Below are 22464 nucleotides of genomic sequence, written 5' to 3' on the forward strand. Positions count from 1 at the left end.
GATTCCGCCCATGCGCCCGCTCAGCGCCAGGCCCACCCGGCAACGCCGTCAGACACAAACACTGACTCGCGGCAGCTGGATCGCCCTGTTCGCCATGTTGATGATCTTCATCGGCCCACTGATTTCTCAGTCGATGCCGATGGATCAACACGCCTCGACTTCGATGCCGATGAGCATGGACATGTCGATGGACATGCCCGGCATGGATCACTCCGGGCATGACGCGAAACCGAACGCCGAACACTGCCCGCCACAATCCTCGCACCACGTGCTATGGGAAAAGTGCGGCTACTGCAGCCTGTTGTTCAATTGCCCGGCGCTGACCGGTGGCGGCGATTTCATCGCCTTCAATATCCCACTGCCGAATACCTTTACTCCACCCTCCCCGCGTCTGGGCCATGCCCGGCAGACCTTTTTCCCCGGCGCCCGCAGCCGCGCACCGCCCATCGCAGCGTAAACACCCACCTCTGATTGCACACGGTTGAGAAGACAGCTTCAGGCTGCCGGCCGTGTCGTTTACGACTGTTTGATGGAAATTGTCATGTCCAGGTTTGCTGCTGTTCCACGCTCGGGTGCTGCCCCGGGGTCCTTCGCTTTGAACGAATCACGGATTCGTTTCAGGCACGCTACCGCCGTCCTTTGCGGCGTCCTGCTGTCCCCGCTGGTGCTGGCCGATGATCACGTCGGTCACGACCAGGAATTGAGCCCAACGGTGATCACTGCGATTGCACCGCGCTCGCCATTGACCATCGTCACCAATCCCAAGGACCCGCGCCAACCGGTGCCGGCCAGCGACGGTGGCGATTATCTGAAGACCATTCCGGGCTTTGCGCTGGTGCGTAACGGCGGCACCAACGGCGATCCGGTGCTGCGCGGCATGTTCGGCTCGCGTCTGAACATCCTCACCAACGGCAGCATGATGCTCGGCGCCTGCCCGGGCCGGATGGACGCGCCGACCTCGTACATCTCGCCGGAAACCTACGACAAACTCACCGTGATCAAAGGCCCGCAAACCGTGCTTTACGGCCCGGGCGCATCGGCCGGTACGGTGTTGTTTGATCGTGAACCGGAAAGCTTCGGCGAACTCGGCACGCGGGTGAACGCGAGCATGCTGGCCGGCTCCCACGGACGTTTCGACAAGGTCGTCGACGCCGCTGCCGGTGGTCCGCTCGGCTATGTGCGGGTGATCGGCAACACCGCGCATTCCGACGATTACCGCGACGGCAACAACGACATCGTTGCCTCGCGCTACGACAAATGGAACGGTGACGTCGTGCTCGGCTGGACCCCGGACGCCGACACTCTGATCGAACTCACCGCCGGCAAGGGTGACGGTGAGGCGCGCTACGCCGGGCGCGGCATGGACGGTTCGCAGTTCCTGCGCGAAAGCCTCGGTCTGCGCTTCGAAAAATCCAACATCACTGACGTGCTGGAGAAACTCGAAGCACAGGTCTACTACAACTACGCCGACCACGTGATGGACAACTACACCCTGCGCACGCCGTCCGGCACCGGCATGATGGCGGGGCCGATGGCGTCCAATGTCGATCGCCGTACCCTCGGCGCGCGGGTCAAGGCGACCTGGCGCTGGGCCGATATTCAGTTGATCACCGGCCTCGACGCACAGACCAACGAGCACCGTGAGCGCAGTTCGATGGGCATCGATACCTACAAGGATCTGCCCTACAGCAAGGACGCCGATTTCCATAACTACGGTGTGTTCAGCGAGATGACCTGGTACGCCGCTGACCGTGACCGGTTGATCACCGGTGCCCGCGTTGACCGCGCTTCGGCCAAGGATTACCGGCAGACCAGCGACTCGGGAATGATGAGCCGACCGAACCCCACCGCCGACGACACTCGCGCCGACACCCTGCCCAGCGGTTTCGTGCGTTACGAGCATGACCTCGCTGACAGCCCGACCACGCTCTACGCCGGCCTCGGTCACGCGCAACGCTTTCCGGATTACTGGGAGCTGTTCTCGGCAAGCAGCGGCCCGCTAGGCTCGGTCAATGCGTTCGATTCGATCAAACCGGAAAAAACCACGCAGCTCGACTTCGGCGTGAACTACAAGAGCGCCGAGCTCGAAGCCTGGGCTTCGGGCTATATCGGCGTGGTGCGTGATTACATCCTCTTCGATTACACCCCGGGAATGATGGGCATGAGCAGCTCGCGCGCCGAAAACATCGACGCGCGCATCATGGGCGGTGAACTCGGTGCCGCGTACAAGCTCACCGATAACTGGAAAGCCGATGCGACCCTGGCCTACGCCTGGGGCAAGAACAGCAGCGACGGTTCGGCCCTGCCGCAGATGCCGCCGCTGGATGCACGCTTCGGTCTGACCTATACCGAAGACAACTGGAGCGCGGGCGCACTGTGGAGGGTGGTTGCCGCGCAAAACCGTATCGACCAGAACAAGGGCAACGTGGTCGGCAAGGATTACGACAAGAGTTCGGGCTTCGGCGTGTTCTCTCTCAACGGTGCCTACCGCATCAACAAGCACTGGAAGGTCAGCAGCGGCGTCGACAACCTGTTCGGCAAGGCTTATGCCGAACACCTGAACCTGGCGGGCAACGCTGGATTCGGCTACCCGGCCAATGACCCGCAAGCGATCAACGAACCGGGGCGCACGCTCTGGACCAAGGTGGACATGAGTTTCTAACAAGAAAATTCAAAGGATCGCAGCCCGCATGTACCCCTGTAGGAGCTGCCGAAGGCTGCGATCTCTTGATCTAAAAAATTCGCCCAGCGGAGCACACGTGATGAAACAGCCCAAACCGAATTTCTACAACCTGGCCTGGCGTTGGCATTTTTACGCCGGCCTGTTCGTCGCCCCGTTCATGGTGATGCTGGCCCTGACCGGCATCATTTACCTGTTCAAACCGCAGCTCGATTCGCTGATGTACAGCAGCCTGCTCAACGTCCCGGCCGGCCATCACACAGTGCCGGCCGATGACTTGCTGCAACGGGTGAAAAGCGCTTATCCACAAGGGCAGATCACCCAATATCTGCCGCCGGTGAATGCCGAACGCAGCGCGCAGTTTGTGGTGAAAAACGCCGACCACGAACTCAACGTGTTCGTCGATCCGTACCACGGCGACATCCTCGGCGAGCAAGACGCCAAGCAGAATCTGCAAGCCATCGCCCGCGCGATTCACGGCGAATTGATGATCGGCACCGTCGGTGATCGCCTCATCGAAATGGCCGCCGGTTGGGGCGTGGTGTTGGTCGTGTCCGGGCTGTTCCTGTGGTGGCCGCGTGGTCAGGCCGCCGGCATTTTGTGGCCACGCCTGAGCCGTCGCGGTCGTGTGCTGTGGCGTGACTTGCATGCGGTCACCGGGTTCTGGGGCGCGACGTTGCTGCTGGTGATGTTGCTCAGCGGCATGACCTGGACCGGTTTCTGGGGCAAGCAATACGCGCAAGTGTGGAACGTGTTCCCGGCGGCGATGTGGGACAACGTGCCGACCTCTGACGTCGAAGCGCGCAGCCTCAACAGCGCCACCCGTCAGACCGTGCCATGGGCGATGGAAAACACGCCGATGCCGATGTCCGGCGACCACGCCGAACACATGGCCCACGGCGGCGCCAACGCCGGCCCTGCCGCACCGGTTATCAGCCTGCAGGACGTGCAGAACATCGCCACCGAGCGCAAGGTCGAGCCGGGTTACAGCATCACCCTGCCAACCACCGCCACTGGCGTATTCACCATTGCCGTGTTCGCCGATGACCCGCGCAACGACGCCACGCTGCATGTCGATCAGTACACCGGCAAAGTGCTCGCTGATGTGCGTTTCGAACACTACGGCACCGTTGCCCGTGCCACGGAAATCGGCGTGATGCTCCACGAAGGCAAGATGTTCGGCACCTTCAACCAGATCGTTGTGCTCTTGATCTGTCTGATGATTCTGCTCAGTGCCGTCAGCGGCGTGGTGATCTGGTGGAAGCGTCGGCCGCAGGGCAAATTCGGCGTGCCAGCCCTGCGTCATGATCTGCCGACGTGGAAAACCGGCGTGCTGATCATGCTCGCGCTGGCGGTGGTGTTTCCGTTGGTGGGGGCTTCGCTGGTGGTGGTGTGGTTGCTGGATCGGTTGGTGCTGTCGCGATCGATCACGGCAAAAGCATCCGCCTGACACTTGCCTGATCGGCCATAAGGCGCGGGATCAATGACGGTCCCGCGCCCGCCAGCTCGCGATGCACTTCACTGGTTTAGCCGTAGGCGTTGACGCCTTCCATGGCGTTACAGTTCGTCGCGGGAAAGCCTGTGGGTTCGTGCCGGTTCCTGCTGGCGTGTCGTACGCCAGTCGGCCCCGACGCGCCCCTCCTGATGCCAGTAATGCGCTGCTTTCAACACGCGCAATTCGCCCAGATTCGCCAACTGCGAGATAAACGCGCCGGGCGAAAGGCGTGTCACCCATTGCCCGTCGACAATTTCCACCGTCCGGGTCGACAACAACCTGCGCTCGACTTCGGAATAGTGAGGCACGTACTTGATCAACGCACCGTGCGGTGTCGAGTAGTAGTGAGCCTTGATATCGAAGCCTTTGCCTTTAAGCGCGAACGTATGCTCATACACCATCGCAGGCGATGCGTAGTTGGCAAAGACCTCTTCGGGATCGACAGTCAGCGTCGTGTTACCCGACGCATACAACTGATGTCCGGCAATCAACGCAAACCCAGCGGGAAACCCCGGTGGCTTGTTGCGCGGTGAGGTACTTGAGTCCTTCCATGTGCGGAAAATCCGATCCATCGATTGCATGTCGTCGGTTTCAGCCAACGGCTCCACCGCGACGTAAGCATTGATAGCCGGATTGGCGAGAATCGCACTCTCATACGCGGCATCCTGTCTATAACCACTGCCCGCACGCACTTGTGCGTAACGGGCAGCGTCATCGGCATGATGGAAAACCGGCCCCAACGCCAGCTCTGGCTTGTTGACCCATTGTTCTTGCAGCGACACCGCCGGCATGCGCGGTGTCCAGTCCGAACCCACGACCCCCACGCGAGACCAGAACGTACTGGGCACCAGTACCTCGAGTTTTCCCGCTTTGGCCATCTGACGAATATAGCTGTCGAGTTCGAACGTACCGCGAAGGATCTGCTGCCAAAGGTTGCTCGCCCTGGCCAACGATGCAAAAGGATTGGGCAACAACTGGAACTGCCCGAACTTGTCCAGCGGTGCATCGACATCGAAGGATGACATTTCGTAGCGCAGCAAGGCGCCGTCGGCACAGGAAAAATAGACCGGTTTGTAGCCCTGAGGCGAATTGACGATGGCGTGCGCTCGACTCACGTCCAGTGGCGAAAAGAAGTGTCGATAATCCTGATCCTTCAGGACTGTCGAGTTCGCCGCTGCGCGAAGGTACAGGCCCTGAAGCTCATGACGATAAGGCAGGGAACCGTGAGGAAAAATCTTCACCAATTCCAGATTGTCGTCTTTTACCTCTAGGGGTTCGCTGGTCAGATACTGATCCAGGCGCGAGTTTTTAATGACCGCCCCGAAATGCAGGGTACTGGCACGCTCGTCCTGTTCGTGGAAATAATTCACCGCCGCAGCCTCTTGAATAAACAGCGGACTGCAAGCCGGATCGCGAGCGACCGTTGCTTCAACGGCGCGCGGGGCAAAGGGGATGAACTGACTGACCGTACCGGGAGCGCCCCAGAGTCTGCTGCCGACAACCACGTCCAGCTGACCGTAACCGAGCAGTTTATTGACCCAATCGTTGGGCAACAGCCAACCGTCGTGGATTTTGGTCTTGATTCGCGACGCCTTCAGAGCCGTCATGGACGCCAGCCCCAGCTTGACCAACAAGCCGTTGACGACCTGATCGCCGAAATTGGCCCGGTAAGAAATGATTGCGCCATCGGGGCAAAACAGAAACTCATCCAGACGCTTCGATTCCCACGAAAACGACGTACAGATCACTTCGGTCGAGAGCATGTTCAAGTACACCTGCTTCCCCACCGGTCCCATCAGAAACGGCAACTCGCGGGCGTTCCTGGAACGATAGCGGCCAACGATTGTGCACCCCGCCGGAAACGCTCCCTGAGTGATGCTGGCATCCGGGAAAATAAAATCGATATCGAAATCTTCCTCGAACACTGCCAGTGGCAACGTGGCCACGAACCGGCCATCCGAACGCTTCAGGATCAGCCCGCCATAGGCGCGCTCAGTGTCACTGGGCATCTGCTGGCGGGCGTGAATGGCGGCGTCGTTCATGTTCAGAAAAACCGGCCCCAGCGCCAGGCGTTGCAGGTTTTTGCCTGGAAACCAATACCTGTCAACCACACCCTTGCGATCCCAACAAAGGGTAGGACGCATAACGCTCAATTCGCCGCTGTTGGAAACCACCCGGACAAAATCAGTGGTGGAGACTTTGCCCGAGGCCAGATTCTTCTGAATCTCATCAAGCCCCATCAGTGCCATGTCATTGTCGAACAGACGCGTGTCGTTGCGCGGCGTGTATTTGAGCAGCGTTCCATCCATGGGCGAGATGTACGTGGTGAGCGACCCGCCGCTCTCGGTCTGTGGATATTTTTTTGAGTAGTAGACCGAGAGATAAAGGTCCTGAGGCTCGATGAAATGGTACGCCAACCAGTTTTTCGATTTTTCTGTGGAATGTCTGACCCGAGGCCGCGAGTAGACATAAGAATGAATGGCGAAGGTCTCGGGGAAGCGATAGCCCCGCGCGTTCTGCGCGGCGGGAAACAGGCTGGCCAAGGCGTAAAGCACGTCCTGGTCCTTGTTCACCGGTACGAGTTCAGTGGCAATGTATTGCGCCTTGCCCTTTTGCTTGAGGATGAAACCAAACCAGATCTGGTCATCGTCATGTGGCCGGGCTTCGCGCAGATAACAATCCTCGGCGGCTTCATCGGCGCTCGCAAAAATCGCCCCGTACGCCACACGCGCTGGAACGGTGCGGTCCCACGAATGAGTCATGATCGATTGTGAAGGGATCGGGCCCCGTGGTCGCCAGCGACCATTGCTGACGATGACCTCCAGATTCCCCGCTCCCGCAGTCTGAAAAACCAGCCTGCCTGGTTTGACCATGCCTGAGCTGAGCTCCTTGGCCAGTGTTCCTGGCTGTTGCGCGGAGCCTAACTGTTCGCTCAGCGAGGCTATATTGAAGGCGTCGGGCTTGAACAACACCAGACTGTCCTCCGCCCCGGAAACGTAGGCGCTTGTTTGCGTTTCCAGCAAGTGACGCAGCTCCTCCACGCTGAACATGATCAGACTGGTCGCCGCATCCTCCTGGTTCCAGCGACGGTTGGCGACTGCCTGCACATCGACCATCGACAGCGCCACGTGTGAATAAAACAGACTGTATAAAACGTGTTGCTGAGGGAAAACCGCTTTGCCTTGCGCGTTCTGCGGATACAAGAGACGGCAATCCACGAAATCCGAAGCAATCGGCACGGGCTGACTAACGACGAAGCGACCATCGTAACGTTTGAAAATGCAGCTGCCGTAGCGTCGGTCCCGGCGCAGACCCACCTGTTGGTGGGCGTATCGGGCCGCATCATCGGCCGATAAAAACGCTGGGCTCAAAGCCGGTTCGGCAACCACGTTGCCGGCTGAAGAATGTCCATCCATTGAATTGATTCCTTGTGCAGTTCCGGGGGAAAACGAACCCCTAGACTGAACGTCCCGCGCACCTCGCTGGCGGTACATAGTTATCGCTTCTGCAATTAATCCCACTGCGAGCCCCACACGAGTGCATCAACGTGCCCCCTGCCTCGCAAAGTGCCCAGCACTGGTGCAGCAGGCGTTGCGCTGCACCCGCGCCAGCGCTTCAGACCGGGCCTCACGCGCCTTAGGCACAGCCCTTGCTAAAGCCCCTTCAGTCGTCCGCATCTGCCAACCAAAAAAACTTCAAATGTTCATGGAGATCGCACAATGAAGCGTCGCAGTTTGATCAAGGCTTTCACACTCACGGCATCCATTGCCGCGATGGGCATGACCTGGACTGTCCAGGCCGCCGAGACCATCAAGGTCGGGATTCTGCATTCGTTGTCCGGCACCATGGCGATCTCCGAAACGTCGCTCAAAGACATGGCGCTGATGACCATCGACGAGATCAACGCCAAGGGCGGCGTCAACGGCAAGATGCTCGAACCGGTAGTGGTTGACCCGGCATCGAACTGGCCGCTGTTCGCGGAAAAGGGCCGGCAGTTGCTGACCCAGGACAAGGTGGCCGTGGTGTTCGGCTGCTGGACGTCGGTGTCGCGTAAATCGGTGTTGCCGGTGTTCGAAGAGCTCAACGGTCTGCTGTTCTACCCGGTGCAATACGAAGGCGAAGAGATGTCGCCAAACGTGTTCTACACCGGCGCCGCGCCGAACCAGCAAGCGATCCCGGCGGTTGAATATCTGATGAGCGAAGAAGGCGGCAGCGCCAAGCGCTACTTCCTGCTCGGCACCGACTACGTCTACCCGCGCACCACCAACAAGATCCTGCGTTCGTTCCTGCACTCCAAAGGTGTCGCCGACAAGGACATCGAAGAGGTCTACACACCGTTCGGTCACAGCGACTATCAAACCATCGTCGCCAACATCAAAAAATTCTCCGCCGGTGGCAAGACTGCGGTGATCTCGACGGTCAACGGCGACTCCAACGTGCCGTTCTATAAAGAACTGGCCAACCAGGGTTTGAAAGCCACCGACGTACCGGTTGTGGCGTTCTCGGTGGGCGAAGAAGAACTGCGCGGTATCGACACCAAACCGCTGGTGGGCAACCTCGCGGCGTGGAACTACTTCGAATCCGTCGAGAACCCGGTGAACAAGAAGTTCGTCGATGACTGGAAGGCCTACGCGAAAAAACACAACCTGCCGGGCGCGGACAAAGCCGTGACCAACGATCCGATGGAAGCCACTTACGTCGGCATCCACATGTGGGCGCAGGCAGTTGAGAAAGCCAAATCCACCGACGTCGACAAGGTGCGTGAAGCGCTGGCCGGGCAGACGTTTGCGGCGCCATCGGGCTACACGCTGACCATGGACAAGACCAATCACCACCTGCACAAACCGGTGATGATCGGCGAGATTCAGGCCGATGGTCAGTTCAACGTCGTGTGGCAGACCGAAGGGCCGATCCGTGCGCAACCGTGGAGCCCGTTCATTCAGGGCAACGACAAGAAGCCGGATTATGCGGTGAAGAGCAACTGAGTTATCCCGCTCAACCTGATCGTTCCCACGCTCCGCGTGGGAATGCAGCTGAGGACGCTCTGCGTCCAAAAGCGGACGCGGAGCGTCCGGTGAGGCATTCCCACGCGGAGCGTGGGAACGATCAACAAGCAAGGCCAAACCTATGCCCACTGCCCTCTACCGATTCATCTGTGCCATCGCACTCTTTCTGCCAATGCTGGCCCACGCCGGCGATGCCGAAGACTTTGTCGCGGCCAATCCCGTGCAACAGGCCAAACTGCTGGAAACCTGGGCTGCGCAGCCCGACCCGGCCCGTATCGAACTGATCAACGCCCTGCAACAAGGCGAGTTGACCATCGACGGCCAGCCAAAAACCCTGCGCCTGAACAATCGCCTGCGGGGTCTGATCGACACCGCCATGGCCAGCCACCAACTGCTCGCCGCCGACGCCAAAATCCGTCTGACTGCCGCGCAGCAATTGCAGAAAAGCGCGAAACCCGCGCAGCTGAAATTCCTCGACCAGCAACTGGCTGGCGAAAAAGACGAAAGCGTTCATGCTGCCCTGAGCCTGGCGCTGGCCAATCTGCAACTGGTCGACACGGACCCGACCGTGCGCCTCGCGGCCGTACGGTTGCTTGGCGAAACCGGCGATCCACTGGCGCGTACGCGCCTCGAAGGCTTGCTCGAGCCCGGCGTCGAAGCCGACGCCACGGTGCGCACCGCCGCCGAAACCAGCCTGGCTCAAGTCAAACGCAAACTGCTGATCGGCGAGATCCTCGGTCAGGCCTTCAGCGGCATGTCCCTCGGCTCGATCCTGCTGCTCGCGGCGCTCGGTCTGGCGATCACCTTCGGCCTGCTCGGCGTGATCAACATGGCCCACGGCGAGATGCTCATGCTCGGTGCCTACTCGACGTACGTGGTGCAGTTGATGTTCCAGCGCTATGCGCCGCAAGCGATTGAGTTCTACCCGCTGATTGCGCTGCCGGTGGCGTTCTTCGTCACGGCCGCAATCGGCATGGCGCTGGAGCGCACGGTGATTCGTCACCTCTACGGCCGCCCGCTGGAAACCTTGCTCGCGACGTGGGGCATCAGCCTGATGCTGATTCAACTGGTGCGCCTGCTGTTCGGCGCGCAGAACGTTGAAGTCGCCAACCCGGCGTGGCTGTCCGGCGGCATTCAAGTGCTGCCAAATCTGGTGCTGCCGTACAACCGCATCGTGATCATCGCGTTCGCCCTGTTCGTCGTCGTGCTGACGTGGCTGCTGCTGAACAAAACCCGCCTGGGCCTCAACGTCCGCGCCGTCACCCAGAACCGCAACATGGCGGCCTGCTGCGGCGTGCCGACCGGGCGCGTGGACATGCTCGCCTTCGGCCTCGGCTCGGGCATCGCCGGCCTCGGCGGTGTGGCGCTGAGCCAGATCGGCAACGTCGGCCCGGACCTCGGCCAGAGCTACATCATCGACTCATTCCTTGTCGTGGTGCTCGGTGGCGTCGGCCAGTTGGCCGGTAGCGTCCTCGCAGCATTTGGCCTGGGCATCGCCAACAAGATTCTCGAACCGCAGATCGGTGCGGTGCTCGGCAAGATCCTGATCCTCGCGCTGATCATTCTGTTTATCCAGAAACGTCCGCAAGGCCTCTTCGCACTGAAAGGACGGGTGATCGACTGATGAACCAGCCTCTGTTAGTCACGGCCACACAAAAGGCCGGGCCGAAAGTCACGATTGCAGTTGGCGCAGTGATTCTCGCGCTGCTGATCGCCCTGCCGCTGCTGTCGTTGTTGCCCGCGGAAAATGCCCTGTCGGTCTCGGCGTACACGCTGACGCTGGTTGGTAAAATTCTCTGCTACGCCATCGTCGCCCTGGCGCTGGATCTGGTCTGGGGTTACGCCGGTTTGCTGTCGCTGGGCCACGGTCTGTTCTTTGCCCTCGGCGGTTATGCGATGGGCATGTACCTGATGCGTCAGGCTGCCGGTGATGGTCTGCCGGCGTTCATGACCTTTCTGTCGTGGAGCGAATTGCCGTGGTACTGGACCGGCACCAGCAGCTTCGTCTGGGCCATGTGTCTGGTGGTGTTGGCGCCGGGTTTGCTGGCGCTGGTGTTCGGTTTCTTCGCCTTCCGCTCGCGGATCAAAGGCGTGTATTTCTCGATCATGACCCAAGCCCTGACCTTCGCCGGCATGCTCCTGTTTTTCCGCAACGAGACCGGGTTTGGCGGCAACAACGGCTTCACTAATTTCCGCACGATTCTCGGTTTCGGCATCACTGAACCGGACACTCGTGCGGTGCTGTTTCTGGCGACGGTGTTGTTGCTGGTGGCGAGCCTGTTCATCGGCTGGCGTTTGGCGCAGAGCAAGTTTGGCCGCGTGCTGACAGCGTTGCGCGATGCGGAAAACCGCTTGATGTTCTGCGGCTACGATCCGCGCGGTTTCAAACTGTTCGTGTGGGTGTTGAGCGCGGTGTTGTGTGGCTTGGCCGGTGCGTTGTACGTGCCGCAAGTCGGGATCATCAACCCGAGCGAAATGTCGCCGACCAACTCGATTGAAGCGGCGGTGTGGGTGGCTCTTGGCGGTCGCGGCACGCTGATCGGGCCGTTGCTCGGTGCCGGCGTGGTCAACGGCATGAAGAGCTGGTTCACCGTGGCCTTTCCCGAATATTGGCTGTTCTTCCTCGGCGCGCTGTTCATCGTCGTGACGCTGTACCTGCCAAAAGGCGTGATCGGTCTGCTGAAGAAACGAGGTGAACAATGAGAGTCACGGCGAGCGCTGAATTCATGCTGGAACCGGCCTTCTTTCCCGTGGAACCGAACAAGGACGCCGGCACCAGCCGCGACTCGATCGGCCTCGGCCAACGCGTCGGCCCGGGGCTCGACACCCGCCACGGCACCATCCTCACGCTGGAAGACATCAGCGTCAGCTTCGACGGCTTCCGGGCGCTGAACAATCTCAATCTGTACATCGGCGTCGGCGAACTGCGTTGCATCATCGGCCCCAACGGCGCGGGCAAAACCACGCTGATGGACGTGATCACCGGCAAGACCCGCCCGAGTCACGGCAAGGCGTGGTTCGGTGAAACGCTGGACCTGACGCAGATGAGCGAAGTGCAAATTGCTCAGGCCGGCATCGGTCGCAAGTTTCAAAAGCCGACGGTGTTCGAGGCTTTGAGCGTGTTTGAAAACCTCGAACTGGCGCAGAAAACCGACAAGTCGGTGTGGGCCAGTTTGCGCGCGCGGCTGAGTGGCGAACAGAAGGATCGGATCAGCGAAGTGCTGGAAACGATTCGCCTGACCACCTCGGTCAATCGTCAGGCGGGGTTGTTGTCCCACGGTCAGAAGCAGTTTCTCGAGATCGGCATGTTGCTCATGCAAGACCCGCAATTGCTGCTGCTTGATGAGCCGGTGGCGGGGATGACTGATGCAGAAACCGAGTTCACTGCTGAACTGTTCAAGAGCCTGGCGGGCAAGCATTCGCTGATGGTGGTGGAGCATGACATGGGCTTCGTCGGCTCGATTGCCGACCATGTGACGGTGTTGCACCAGGGCAGCGTTTTGGCGGAAGGCTCACTGGAACAAGTGCAGGAAAACGAGCGCGTGATCGAGGTCTACCTAGGCCGATGAAGACCTAGATCGTTCCCACGCTCTGCGTGGGAATGCCGCCATGGACGCTCTGCGTCCGCCGTTATGTGACGCAGAGCGTCACGGGATGCGTTCCCACGCAGAGCGTGGGAACGATCATCGAGGGAGATTTTGAACATGCTGCAAGTCGACAAGCTGCACCAGTACTACGGCGGTAGCCACATCCTCCGTGGCCTGTCTTTCGACGTGAAGGTCGGCGAAGTCACCTGCCTGCTCGGCCGTAACGGCGTCGGCAAGACCACCCTGCTCAAATGCCTGATGGGCTTGCTGCCGGCCAAAGAAGGCGCAGTGAATTGGGAAGGCAAACCGATCACCACGTTCAAGCCACACCAGCGCGTTCACGCCGGGATCGCCTATGTGCCGCAAGGTCGCGAGATCTTCGGGCGCCTGACCGTGGAAGAGAATCTGTTGATGGGCCTGTCGCGCTTTCCCGGCAGTGAAGCCAAAGAAGTACCAAGTTTCATTTATGAATTGTTCCCGGTGCTGCTACAAATGAAGCAGCGCCGCGGCGGCGATCTGTCCGGCGGTCAGCAACAGCAGTTGGCAATTGGCCGCGCATTGGCCAGCCGCCCGCGTTTGCTGATTCTTGATGAGCCCACCGAAGGCATTCAACCCTCGGTGATCAAAGAGATCGGCGCGGTGATCAAGAAACTCGCGGAGCGCGGTGACATGGCGATTCTGCTGGTCGAGCAGTTCTACGATTTCGCCGCAGAACTGGCCGATCAGTATCTGGTGATGTCCCGAGGCGAGATCGTCCAGCAGGGTCGCGGTGAAAATATGGAGGCTGAGGGTGTACGCGGGCTGGTAACGATCTAGTACAACGAACTAATCTGTAGCTTCCTAACGATAATTACAAACCATGAATTCGACTGTTGCACCTGCCCTGTTTACCCCGAGCTGGCACGCCAAGCTGGAACTCGCTTACGCCCGTTTCGGCGATTGCACGCGCCCGGTCATGCGCCGGCACCTCGGCCCGCTGCGCGTGCAGAAGCACCTGTACGCCGAAGGCCCCGAGGTCTGCCAGCACATCATCGTCCACCCGCCGGGCGGGATTGCTGGCGGCGATCGTCTCGATATTAGCGCCAGCGTCGAACAAGACGCCTGGGCACAGATCACCAGCCCCGGCGCCGCCAAGTGGTATCGCGCCGGCGGGCCGGCTTATCAACAGCTCGACTTGAAAGTCGCTGCCGGCGCGACGCTGGAATGGCTGCCGCAGGAAACCATCGTCTACAGCGCCGCACAGGCTGAGCTGACGACTTCGATTGATCTTGAAGGCGATGCGCGGTTGTTTTATTGGGACGTGGTGGCGTTGGGTCGCCCGGCGAGTGGCGAGCGCTTTGATCGCGGGCATTTTCAGGCGCGTCTGGACATTCGTCGTGACGGTCAATTGCTCTGGCATGAGCGCCAGCGCATTGTCGGGAACGATGGTTTGCTCGACTCGCCGATCGGGCTGGATGCCAATCCGGTGTTCGCCACGTTGTTGGTGACCGGGGACATCGATGCCGAACTGCTCGAACGTTGCCGCTCGCTGGGCCATGAAGTGCGCGGGGATTTGACTCAATTGCCGGGGCTTCTGGTAGCCCGCTGCCTGGCGTCTGAAGCATTGCTCGCAAGAGCCTGGCTCATCGATTTATGGCGCTTGCTACGCCCGGTGCTGCTGGACCGCGAAGCCCAGCCACCGCGAATCTGGAACACCTGAAATGCATTCGCCTGTAGGAGCTGCCGGAGGCTGCGATCTTTTGATTTTGTTTTTAAAGATCAAGATCAAAAGATCGCAGCCTGCGGCAGCTCCTACAGGGTGTACGACATTATTTTTAACTGCCGATATTGGATTCCCACAATGGACCTGACCCCACGCGAAAAAGACAAGCTGCTGATCTTCACCGCCGGCCTCGTCGCCGAGCGGCGGTTGGCGCGCGGCGTGAAACTCAATTACCCGGAAGCCATGGCCTATATCTCCGCCGCCCTGCTCGAAGGCGCCCGTGACGGCCAGACCGTGGCCGAGCTGATGCACTTCGGCACCACCCTGCTCAGCCGCGACCAAGTGATGGAAGGCATCGCGGAAATGATTCCGGAGATTCAGGTCGAAGCGACGTTCCCCGACGGCACCAAACTGGTCACCGTCCACCAACCGATCGTCTGAGGCCGCGCCATGACTTACTCCATTCGCGATGCCGTTCACGCCGATCTGCCGGCGATCCGCGACATCTACAACGACGCGGTGCTCAACACCACGGCGATCTGGAATGAACAGGCCGTCGACCTCGGCAACCGTCAGGCTTGGTTCAGCGCTCGTCAGGCTCAGGCCTATCCGATTCTGGTGATCGTCGACGGCGAGAACAGCGTGCTCGGCTACGCTTCGTTCGGTGACTGGCGGCCCTTCGACGGTTTCCGCCACACCGTCGAGCACTCGGTTTACGTACGTAGCGACCAACGCGGCAACGGCCTCGGCCCGCAACTGATGACGGCGCTGATCGAACGGGCGAAGACCTGCGGCAAACACATCATGGTCGCCGCCATCGAAAGCGGTAATGCCGCCTCGATTCGTCTGCACGAACGCGCTGGTTTCAGCATCACCGGGCAGATGCCGCAAGTCGGCACCAAGTTTGGCCGTTGGCTCGACCTGACTTTCATGCAACTGACCCTCAATCCTGGCGCGGAGCCGCCTGACGCCAACAAGGAGTGACACGATGAACGCCGCCCAGTTGCGCCGCGTCAATGCTGAAAGTTTTGCCCACTATCGTCAGGGCCTGATCGACCTGTTGCTTGATGCCGTGGGTTACGGCGCCAGCGTCGGCTTCATGGCCGATCTCGATGCGGCGCAGGCTCACGCCTATTTCGATGACGTTCAGGACAATGTGAACAGAGGCAGCGTGCTGCTCTGGGTGGTGGTCAAGGACGAGCAAGTGTTGGCCAGTGTGCAACTGGGGTTGTGCCAGAAAGCCAACGGCCTGAATCGCGCCGAAGTGCAAAAACTGCTGGTGCGCGAACACGCCCGTCGCCGTGGCCTCGGTCAGCAATTGATGAGCGCGCTGGAGCTGGAGGCCCGCCATCACAAGCGCGGCATGCTCTACCTCGACACCGAAGCGGGTTCGCCGGCTGAAGATTTCTACAAAGCGTTGGGCTACACCCGCGCCGGCGCAATTCCTGATTACGCCTGCGACCCGAACGGCACGTATCGCCCGACCGCCCTCTATTACAAGATTCTGCAAGGAGCCCAGTGATGATTCCTGGCGAGTACCAGATCCAGCCCGGCGACATCGAACTCAACGTCGGCCGCCGCACCGTCAACCTGAAAGTCGCCAACAGCGGCGACCGGCCGATTCAGGTCGGTTCGCATTATCACTTTTTTGAAACCAACGACGCGCTGACCTTCGATCGCGCCGCGAGCCGTGGCATGCGCCTGAACATTCCGGCGGGCACGGCGGTGCGTTTTGAGCCGGGGCAAAGCCGTGAGGTGGAACTGGTGGATTACGCCGGGCATCGCCGGGTGTTCGGGTTCGCCGGACGGATCATGGGCGACCTCGACTAACTGATCGTTCCCACGCTCTGCGTGGGAATGCATCCCGTGACGCTCCGCGTCACATAACGGCGGACGCAGAGCGTCCATGGCGGCATTCCCACGCAGAGCGTGGGAACGATCAACTAAGGCAGACACATGAAAATCTCCAGACAAGCCTACGCCGACATGTTCGGCCCCACCGTCGGCGACAAGGTGCGCCTGGCCGACACCGAGTTGTGGATCGAAGTCGAAAAAGACTTCACCACTTACGGCGAAGAAGTGAAATTCGGCGGCGGCAAAGTCATCCGCGATGGCCAGGGCCAAAGCCAGTTGCTCGCCGCCGAAGTGGTCGACACGCTGATCACCAACGCGCTGATCATTGACCACTGGGGCATCGTCAAAGCTGACGTCGGCCTCAAGGACGGGCGCATCGCCGCCATCGGCAAGGCCGGCAACCCGGACGTGCAACCCAACGTCACCATCGCCATCGGCGCCGGCACCGAAGTGATTGCCGGCGAGGGCATGATCCTTACCGCCGGCGGCATCGACACGCACATCCACTTCATTTGCCCGCAGCAGATCGAAGAAGCGCTGATGAGCGGCGTCACCACCATGATTGGCGGCGGCACCGGCCCGGCCACCGGCACCAACGCCACCACCTGCACTTCGGGCCCGTGGCATCTGGCGCGCATGCTCCAGGCCGCCGATGCGTTCCCGATGAACATCGGCCTCACCGGCAAAGGCAACGCCAGCCTGCCGGAGCCATTGATCGAACAGGTCAAGGCCGGCGCCATCGGCCTCAAGTTGCACGAGGACTGGGGCACCACCCCGGCGAGCATCGACAACTGCCTGAGCGTTGCCGATCAGTTCGACGTGCAGGTAGCGATCCACACCGACACCCTCAACGAATCCGGGTTCGTCGAAACCACCCTCGGCGCGTTCAAGGGCCGCACCATTCACACCTATCACACCGAAGGTGCCGGCGGTGGTCACGCGCCAGACATCATCAAGGCCTGCGGCTTCCCCAACGTGCTGCCAAGTTCGACCAACCCGACCCGGCCGTTCACCCGCAACACCATCGACGAACACCTCGACATGCTGATGGTCTGCCACCACCTCGACCCAAGCATCGCCGAAGACGTCGCCTTCGCCGAAAGCCGCATCCGTCGCGAAACAATTGCCGCCGAAGACATTCTCCACGACCTCGGCGCGTTCTCGATGATCAGTTCCGACAGCCAGGCCATGGGCCGTGTCGGCGAAGTCATCACGCGCACCTGGCAGACCGCCGACAAGATGAAAAAACAGCGTGGCCCGCTGCCACAGGACGGCGAAGGCAACGACAACTTCCGCGCCAAACGCTACATCGCCAAGTACACGATCAACCCGGCGATCACCCATGGCATCAGCCATGAAGTCGGTTCGATCGAAGTCGGCAAGTGGGCCGATCTGGTGCTCTGGCGCCCGGCGTTCTTCGGCGTGAAACCGACGCTGATCCTCAAGGGCGGCGCGATTGCCGCGAGCCTGATGGGCGACGCCAACGCTTCGATTCCAACGCCGCAACCGGTGCACTACCGCCCGATGTTCGCCAGTTATGGCGGCTCGCTGCACGCCACCAGCCTGACCTTTATCAGCCAAGCAGCGCAGGAAGCCGGATTGCCGGAAGCGTTGGGGTTGAAGAAGAAAATCGCCGTGGTGAAGGGATGCCGTGATGTGCAGAAAACCGATCTGATTCACAACGACTATCTGCCGAACATCGATGTTGATCCGCAGACGTATCAGGTCAAGGCTGACGGTGTGTTGCTGTGGTGCGAGCCGGCGGAAACGCTGCCGATGGCGCAGCGGTACTTTCTGTTCTGACCACAAAAAAAAGGCCCTTCGGGGCCTTTTGTTTGTTTACCAGTTAAACCGCGTTTTCGTTCATCGCTGGCAAGCCAGCTCCCACAGTTTCTGCGTCGAGCTGAAATCCATGTTCCAACTCAAACCCTGTGGGAGCTGGCTTGCCAGCGATGAGGCCAGATCAGCCAGCCGGAAAATACCAGACTGACCTACTCAACCACCAACCGCCCCAACCGCTGCCGCAACATACGGTTCTCGGCACGCAATTCGCGCACCTCTTCCAGCAGATCCAGCGCCAGCGCAACCCCTTCCCACTCAAGCTCCAGATCCCGGCGCAGCTTCGCCGCACGCTTGGCCAGGGCCAATTCGTAATCGGTGAAGCGCCATTCCCGGGGCTGCGCGCCCTGAGGTTCGAGGATGCCGTGTTCGACGATTTCGATCACGTAGACGTCCGACAAATCGGCCGCCTCACAGAATTCTGCCAGGTCCAGTTGAACGATCAGGGGGCTGCTCATGATGGGCTACTCCGTCGTCGGATTCAGAAGTTCTCTCGCGGGTTGAACGCAGCTTTCTTCGCCAGTTCCTGCCACAGCGCCTTGACCTCGTCGTCGGCCGCTTTCGGCATCACCGCTTTAAGTTGCACAAACAGGTAGCCGCGCTCACCAGCCTTGTTTTTCAGACCATGACCTTTGGCGCGCATGCGCTGACCGTTCTGGCTGCCGGCCGGGACCTTGAGGTTGATCTTGCCGGTCAGGGTCGGCACCGCCACTTCGGCGCCCAGCGCCAGCTCCCACGGAGCCAACGGCAACGTGATGATGAGGTTTTCACCTTCCACATCGAATTTCGGGTGCGGCGCAAAACGAATGGTCAGGTACAGGTCGCCATTCGCCCCGCCACCTACGCCCGGTGCGCCTTGGCCTTTGAGGCGGATGCGCTCGCCGTCGGTCACGCCTGCCGGGATTTTCACGTTGAGGTTTTTGCTGGTGTTGCTGACGTGCTGGCCGTTGGCGTTGTATTGCGGCACCTGGAAGGTGACTTTCTTCGATTCGTTAGCGAGCGTCTCCTCAAGGAAGATCGGCAGTTCCATTTCCACGTCTTGCCCTCGGCGCCCTGCACTGCGTTGTTGCCGACCCTCGCCGCCACCGAAACCGGGGCCGCGATTGCCGAAGATCGAACTGAAGAAGTCCGAGAAGTCGCCGGTGTCCTGACCGCCGCCGCCAAAGCCGCCACGGCTCTGCCAGCCCGGTGGCCCCTGGAATGGCTGACCGTGCTGGCCATAACGGCGCAGCTCGTCGTATTCGGCACGTTTGTCGGCGCTTTTCAGCGCTTCATAGGCTTCCGACGCGTCCTTGAATTTCTCCTCGGCGTCTTTTTCCTTGCTGACATCGGGGTGGTATTTGCGCGCCAGCTTGCGATAGGCCGCTTTGATCGCCTTGTCGTCAGCTGTCGGCTCCACGCCGAGTATCTTGTAATAGTCTTTGAAGTCCATTGAAGGAATCACCATCCGTTATCGATTTCGCGCCGATGCCAGCATGCGCCGATTCGCGCGTGCCAGGTTGACCGATCTCAAGGTTGTGACCGGGTGGCGCAGCAGAAGTTTATCGGCAGTGGACGGCGGTTCTTGTGACCGCCGGTGGTTCTGCCGGCCCATGCCAGCAAGTTTGGGGCAAAGCTGCGACTTTCAAGCAGTCTAGTCGCGAAATAGCTGATGACCGGCCTTCGATTCTGGCGCGCACTGACATACACTGCGCGGCCGTTTTTTTGACCGGAACCGAAAGACATGAAAGACGCCTCTCCAGCCCGTGCCTGCGGCATCGACTTCGGCACGTCCAACTCCACCGTCGGCTGGCTGCGCCCCGGCATGGAAACGATGATCGCGCTGGAAGACGACAAGATCACCCTGCCGTCGGTGGTCTTCTTCAACATTGAGGAACGCCGTCCGGTTTACGGCCGTCTGGCGCTGCACGAGTACCTGGAAGGCTACGAAGGCCGGCTGATGCGCTCGCTGAAAAGCCTGCTCGGTTCCAAGCTGATCAAGCACGACACCAGCGTCCTTGGCACGGCGATGCCGTTCAAGGACTTGCTCGGTCTGTTCATCGGTCAGCTGAAGAGCCGCGCCGAGACCGCCGCCGGTCGGGAATTCGAACAAGTGGTGCTCGGGCGTCCGGTGTTCTTCGTCGATGACGACCCACTGGCTGACCAGGAAGCTGAAGACACTTTGGTCGACGTGGCCAAGAAGATCGGTTTTAAAGAAGTCTCGTTCCAGTACGAACCGATTGCGGCGGCCTTCGACTACGAGTCGACCATCGAAAAAGAAGAGCTGGTGCTGATCGTCGACATCGGCGGTGGTACCTCCGACTTCTCGCTGGTGCGCCTGTCGCCAGAGCGTCGTGGTTACGACAACCGTCACGATGACATCCTTGCCACCGGCGGCGTGCACATCGGCGGGACCGACTTCGACAAGCAGCTGAGCCTGCAGGGCCTGATGCCGCTGTTCGGCTACGGCAGCCGCATGAAGAGCGGCGCCTACATGCCGACCAGCCACCACATGAACCTGGCGACCTGGCACACCATCAACTCGGTGTACTCGCAGAAATCCAGCCTGGCGTTGGGCAGCATGCGCTACGACATCGAAGACACCGGCGGCATCGACCGTCTGTTCAAGTTGATCGAACAGCGCGCCGGGCACTGGCTGGCGATGGAAGTCGAAGAAACCAAGATCCAGCTGACCCACACCGACAGCCGCCATGTGCCGTTGGACCGGATCGAGCCAGGGTTGAGCGTAGAGTTGACGCGCGCGTTGTTTGAATCGGCAATCGATGCGCTGCTGGAGCGCGTGCGCGGCAGCGTCACGCAGCTGTTGAACGATGCCGGTGTGGCCGTGGATCAGGTTGATACGGTGTTCTTCACCGGCGGTTCGAGCGGGATTCCGGCGCTGCGCAACAGCGTCTCAGCAATGCTGCCGAATGCGCGGCATGTCGAAGGGAATATCTTTGGCAGCATTGGTAGCGGTTTGGCGATTGAAGCCATGAAGCGCTACGGCGCCATGAACTGATCCAAGACCGCGTTGCGCCCATCGCTGGCAAGCCAGCTCCCACAGGATTGATACCGCTTTCGAAAGCGGCGCAGAACCTGTGGGAGCTGGCTTGCCAGCGATGGCGTCAGCTAAGGCAACACCGTTATCGGATCAAACCATCCCGCCCAGCTTCAACTCACTCTTCAGATACGCGTAATAAATCGGCCCCGCCACCACCCCCGGCAAGCCGAACGCGGCCTCGAACACCAGCATCGCCAGCAGCAACTCCCACGACTTGGCACTGATCTGCCCGCCGACAATGCGCGCGTTGAGGAAGTATTCGAGCTTGTGGATAACGATCAGATAACCCAACGCCGCCACCGCCACCCAGATCGACAGCGACAGGCCGACGATGGTGATCAGCGTGTTGGAAATCAGGTTGCCGATCACCGGCAGCAAGCCGAGCAGGAAGGTCAGCACGATCAGGGTTTTGGTCAGCGGAAGCTTGACGCCGAACATCGGCAGGATCACCGCGAGGAAGATCCCGGTGAAGAAGGTGTTGAGCAAGGCAATCTTGATTTGCGCGAAGACGATATTGCGGAACGCTTGCACCAACAGGTGCAGACGATCGAACAACGCTGCCGCCAACGGTTTGCGTTTGGTGAGGTCGGGAACCCGCTGCAGGGCGATGATTGCGCCAAGCACCATGCCGATCAGCAACGTCACGAACATGTGCGCAGCGTCTTTGCCGACCAGTTGCAGCTCCGAGAGATGCTTGCTCAGCCATTCGCCAATCGCCACGCGAAATTCACCGGCGCTGGCGGGTAGATAGGCGTCGATGAACGGCGGCAATTGTCCGCGAGCGCGGTCGACCACGCCCATGAATTTATCCAGCGAGGCGCCGGGGTTTTCCGCTTCATGCAGCAGGAAACTGATCGCGCCGGCGAAGATCAGCGCCAGCACACTCACCACCAGCGTGCCCAGCAACGCCACCGCCAGCCAACGCGCGCGGCGGCCTTCGATCAGCCGCTGCAATTGCGGGGTGAGCATGTTGACCAGCTCGAACACCAGCAGACCGGCCAGCAGGCTCGGCAACAAGCGCAGCGGCAGCACCAGCAGCAAACCGCCGAAAATAATGATGCAACTGACCCAGAACACTACATGACGCTCAGAAAACGTTGGCATACAGCCTCAAAACGAACGGCGTAAAAGGATTGGCAGTCTGCCAGCGTTCCAGCGCCGAAGCGAGCGCAGGCCCCGGGCCGTCGTCGCGCCGAAAAGATCGCAGCCTGCGGCAGCTCCTACAGAATCGCAGCTCTCATGTAGGAGCTGCCGCAGGCTG

19 protein-coding genes are annotated in these 22464 nt (G+C 60.4%); 15 read left to right on the forward strand and 4 right to left on the reverse strand.

Annotated features, from left to right (window positions below; all coding sequences use genetic code 11):
- Positions 1-10 precede the first annotated feature (10 nt).
- The 3 genes from EJA71_RS04060 to EJA71_RS04070 all read left to right on the forward strand — a co-directional run bounded on the left by EJA71_RS04060 (position 11) and on the right by EJA71_RS04070 (position 4130).
- Positions 11-457 (forward strand): DUF2946 domain-containing protein, encoded by a 447-nt coding sequence (locus tag EJA71_RS04060; RefSeq protein ID WP_158954525.1) that lies wholly within the window; start codon positions 11-13, stop codon positions 455-457.
- 84 nt (positions 458-541) lie between these two features.
- Positions 542-2662, forward strand: coding sequence for a TonB-dependent copper receptor (locus EJA71_RS04065; RefSeq protein ID WP_158954527.1), 2121 nt, complete (start codon positions 542-544; stop codon positions 2660-2662).
- A 100-nt stretch (positions 2663-2762) separates the two neighbouring features.
- Positions 2763-4130 (forward strand): PepSY domain-containing protein, encoded by a 1368-nt coding sequence (locus tag EJA71_RS04070; protein WP_158954529.1) that lies wholly within the window; start codon positions 2763-2765, stop codon positions 4128-4130.
- 107 nt (positions 4131-4237) lie between these two features.
- On the opposite strand, the gene EJA71_RS04075 is transcribed toward EJA71_RS04070, so the two are convergent.
- Positions 4238-7591: a hypothetical protein gene (locus tag EJA71_RS04075; RefSeq protein WP_158954531.1), complete on the reverse strand. Its 3354-nt coding sequence runs from the start codon at positions 7589-7591 to the stop codon at positions 4238-4240.
- 303 nt (positions 7592-7894) lie between these two features.
- On the opposite strand from EJA71_RS04075, the gene urtA reads away from it, so the two are divergent.
- From urtA to ureC, 11 genes are all read left to right on the forward strand, one after another.
- Complete coding sequence (gene urtA, locus EJA71_RS04080) at positions 7895-9160, forward strand: urea ABC transporter substrate-binding protein (protein WP_064117243.1); 1266 nt, start codon at positions 7895-7897, stop codon at positions 9158-9160.
- Positions 9161-9302: 142 nt separating this feature from the next.
- Positions 9303-10805 carry an urea ABC transporter permease subunit UrtB gene (urtB, locus tag EJA71_RS04085; RefSeq protein ID WP_158954533.1) on the forward strand — a complete coding sequence of 501 codons (1503 nt, stop codon included), beginning with the start codon at positions 9303-9305 and terminating at the stop codon, positions 10803-10805.
- Complete coding sequence (gene urtC, locus EJA71_RS04090) at positions 10805-11884, forward strand: urea ABC transporter permease subunit UrtC (RefSeq protein WP_158954535.1); 1080 nt, start codon at positions 10805-10807, stop codon at positions 11882-11884. The genes urtB and urtC overlap by 1 nt, the downstream gene beginning before the upstream one ends.
- Positions 11881-12750, forward strand: a complete 870-nt coding sequence (gene urtD / locus EJA71_RS04095; protein ID WP_007918913.1) for an urea ABC transporter ATP-binding protein UrtD — start codon at positions 11881-11883, stop codon at positions 12748-12750. Before urtC ends, urtD begins: the two co-directional genes overlap by 4 nt.
- A 135-nt stretch (positions 12751-12885) precedes the next feature.
- Positions 12886-13584 (forward strand): urea ABC transporter ATP-binding subunit UrtE, encoded by a 699-nt coding sequence (gene urtE, locus EJA71_RS04100; RefSeq protein ID WP_038360486.1) that lies wholly within the window; start codon positions 12886-12888, stop codon positions 13582-13584.
- Positions 13585-13627: 43 nt separating this feature from the next.
- On the forward strand, positions 13628-14467 hold the full coding sequence (locus tag EJA71_RS04105; RefSeq protein WP_158954537.1) for an urease accessory protein UreD: 840 nt from the start codon (positions 13628-13630) through the stop codon (positions 14465-14467).
- Positions 14468-14608: 141 nt separating this feature from the next.
- Positions 14609-14911 (forward strand): urease subunit gamma, encoded by a 303-nt coding sequence (gene ureA, locus EJA71_RS04110; RefSeq protein WP_158954539.1) that lies wholly within the window; start codon positions 14609-14611, stop codon positions 14909-14911.
- 9 nt (positions 14912-14920) lie between these two features.
- Positions 14921-15454: a GNAT family N-acetyltransferase gene (locus EJA71_RS04115; RefSeq protein ID WP_158954541.1), complete on the forward strand. Its 534-nt coding sequence runs from the start codon at positions 14921-14923 to the stop codon at positions 15452-15454.
- Between the two features lie 4 nt (positions 15455-15458).
- Positions 15459-15992 (forward strand): GNAT family N-acetyltransferase, encoded by a 534-nt coding sequence (locus EJA71_RS04120; RefSeq protein WP_158954543.1) that lies wholly within the window; start codon positions 15459-15461, stop codon positions 15990-15992.
- Positions 15992-16300 (forward strand): urease subunit beta, encoded by a 309-nt coding sequence (locus EJA71_RS04125; RefSeq protein ID WP_158954545.1) that lies wholly within the window; start codon positions 15992-15994, stop codon positions 16298-16300. The genes EJA71_RS04120 and EJA71_RS04125 overlap by 1 nt, the downstream gene beginning before the upstream one ends.
- Before the next feature lie 126 nt (positions 16301-16426).
- Complete coding sequence (gene ureC / locus EJA71_RS04130) at positions 16427-18127, forward strand: urease subunit alpha (RefSeq protein ID WP_158954547.1); 1701 nt, start codon at positions 16427-16429, stop codon at positions 18125-18127.
- 188 nt (positions 18128-18315) lie between these two features.
- Here ureC and EJA71_RS04135 read toward each other — a convergent pair whose 3' ends face one another.
- Positions 18316-18621, reverse strand: coding sequence for a chaperone modulator CbpM (locus EJA71_RS04135; protein ID WP_016984795.1), 306 nt, complete (start codon positions 18619-18621; stop codon positions 18316-18318).
- A 23-nt stretch (positions 18622-18644) separates the two neighbouring features.
- Positions 18645-19595 (reverse strand): DnaJ C-terminal domain-containing protein, encoded by a 951-nt coding sequence (locus tag EJA71_RS04140; protein ID WP_158954549.1) that lies wholly within the window; start codon positions 19593-19595, stop codon positions 18645-18647.
- A 291-nt stretch (positions 19596-19886) separates the two neighbouring features.
- Here EJA71_RS04140 and EJA71_RS04145 point away from each other — a divergent pair, with 291 nt between their 5' ends.
- The gene (locus EJA71_RS04145) at positions 19887-21161 is read left to right on the forward strand and encodes an Hsp70 family protein (RefSeq protein ID WP_158954551.1); all 1275 of its coding nucleotides are present in this window, start codon (positions 19887-19889) and stop codon (positions 21159-21161) included.
- Positions 21162-21293: 132 nt separating this feature from the next.
- On the opposite strand, the gene EJA71_RS04150 is transcribed toward EJA71_RS04145, so the two are convergent.
- A complete protein-coding gene (locus tag EJA71_RS04150) occupies positions 21294-22307 on the reverse strand; it encodes an AI-2E family transporter (protein ID WP_158954553.1) in 1014 nt (337 codons plus the stop codon).
- Between the last annotated feature and the right edge of the window lie 157 nt (positions 22308-22464).

Origin of the sequence: Pseudomonas sp. PB106 (genome assembly GCF_009764645.1) — a bacterium.
GTDB lineage: Bacteria > Pseudomonadota > Gammaproteobacteria > Pseudomonadales > Pseudomonadaceae > Aquipseudomonas.